General features: G+C 48.2%; 1 pseudogene. It reads right to left on the bottom strand.

Features of this window, described 5'->3' with window-relative positions:
- Window positions 1–212 precede the first annotated feature (212 nt).
- Window positions 213–425, bottom strand: a pseudogene (locus IR141_RS13650) (Replication initiation factor family protein); the annotation flags it as partial.
- Window positions 426–1,226 lie beyond the last annotated feature (801 nt).

Raw genomic sequence — 1,226 nt, 5'->3', positions numbered from 1 at the left:
GTTTAAGTCAGGGTGGTCAATTTCTGACTGCCGTCAGGTGGCCATTTTTACACTGCCGATAACAATAGCGAGCAGGCTCCAAGCCTTTCGGATATCTGTCGTCACCACCAATCGGCATTCCAACAATCTGCCTGTCGTCAAGACTGAAATCACGCATGAAGCGCATTAAGGCACCAACGGAATTTTTCCGTATCTGACCTTATAGCCGAAAGTCAAATTAAGCGTTTTTCCCTCACCGATATGCGCCGTTCGTGGATCATGTTTTTAAAAGTTTGGCAAATCGGAAAAGCCCCCGAAAAATAGCCGTCCGAATGTTTCAATATATCCGGCGGGATTTCTATATCGCTGTGATTGAACTGAATTTCAAAGCGGCACCGGTTCGATTCCTTATCATCCAACTGCCTGCCTTTTTCGCACATGCAGACAAACTTTGCGTTTTTCTTCCTGCCGGCATAAAACGCTTTGCCCGTTCCATCTTCCCGGTCATTTCCGACTTAGGCCGTATATTGTGATGGTCGAAACAGCCGTTATCGCGGTCTGACAAAGCTTGTTCGGGGCTTATCCGCCATCTAAAAAATCGAGAGCCAAACCACAGCGGGTGATGCGCGGCATTATGGCATTTTGCAGAAAGTCGAAAAGGCGGTTTTCCCGGCGATAGGAAACCAAATTACAGCCTAAACCTTTCCATTCGATTAAGACGGTATCCCGCTTTCCACCGTAATGCACTTCCCCATAATCGGCCGATTCGGAACCGAGTCTGATAAAAAATGGGTGTAGTGTTCGGTTTGGTTTTGCTCCCCACTCATGGGGTTGGTTTTTTTGTTGCTCCCCCTGTTAGTCTAGGCGGGGAGGCGGCCTTAGGCGGGTTCCGCCGTGTCTGCCGCCGCGCAGGGCGCGCCGTCTGCCACGCCATTCCCCGCCACAGCCTTATTACTCCCCGCCATCATTGCAAAACAACCTTGTCCATGATTTCGCACACAGCCAAACGCCCAAATTCTTCGACTTCTGACAAGGTTTTATTCGGCAAGTCAGGATTTCGGATAGGGAAATTAACGGTTTTAATACAGCATACATCGGCGTTTTTATCTTCCTTGAAAAGCGAACGATGTAGGATTTGGGGAAACTGTAAGAATCAAGATTTACGGTGCAGTAAACAATGCACATGATAAAACCCCTTCACTTGGCGTTTGAGTTAGCGGGGCTTTAGGTTTGTAAGATATGATCCC

Source organism: Neisseria sp. 19428wB4_WF04, from assembly GCF_015235335.1.
In the GTDB taxonomy this organism is placed as follows: Bacteria; Pseudomonadota; Gammaproteobacteria; order Burkholderiales; family Neisseriaceae; genus Neisseria; species Neisseria musculi.
Note: the sequence above shows the minus strand (reverse complement) of the source record. Positions and strands in the feature narration are given on the sequence as shown.